Raw genomic sequence first — 511 nt, 5'->3', positions numbered from 1 at the left:
TAATAAAGTATCACCTACTCTATTAGTTAATATTGCAGATAAAGAACTTTGGTTTGCTGCTATTCTAGTAAATCAGAAATTTACTAATAAATATGAACAAACACCAACACCTTCTCAACCTACAAACATTATTAAAAAATTATTACCTGTTACAAGAATAATCATCATAAAAGTGAATAAACTTAAATAACTAAAGAATCTTTGATTATGAGGATCATGACTCATATAACTTATAGAATATACGTGTACTAAACTAGATACTATTAATACAGGTAATAACATAGAAACAGTTAATGAATCAAATCTGAAATTTCATAATACGTTTAGTGATTCTACATCAATTCATCTTGCTACATGTATTGTTACAGGTATATTATTAAAACCTACTTCAAAAAAAGCTAATATAGCTAAGAATGTTGTTGTTATAACTGAAGTACATGTTATTAAATGTGCTCCACTTACTCCAACTTTTCTACCAAAGAAACCTGAAACTATTGAACCTAATAAAGGT

1 protein-coding gene and 1 pseudogene are annotated in these 511 nt (G+C 26.6%); one reads left to right on the top strand and one right to left on the bottom strand.

Annotation, left to right across the window (positions count from 1 at the left end; genetic code table 11):
• Nucleotides 1-190 (top strand): hypothetical protein (locus IE142_RS40555; RefSeq protein WP_229831338.1); only part of this gene is annotated, 190 nt, incomplete at its 5' end.
• Here IE142_RS40555 and IE142_RS40550 read toward each other — a convergent pair.
• Nucleotides 115-300 (bottom strand): annotated as a pseudogene (locus IE142_RS40550) (hypothetical protein); the annotation flags it as partial. The gene IE142_RS40555 and the pseudogene IE142_RS40550 overlap by 76 nt on opposite strands.
• Nucleotides 301-511: the final 211 nt, after the last annotated feature.

It is taken from the genome of Streptomyces mutabilis (genome assembly GCF_014649815.1).
In the GTDB taxonomy this organism is placed as follows: domain Bacteria; phylum Actinomycetota; class Actinomycetes; order Streptomycetales; family Streptomycetaceae; genus Streptomyces; species Streptomyces mutabilis.
Note: the sequence above shows the minus strand (reverse complement) of the source record. Positions and strands in the feature narration are given on the sequence as shown.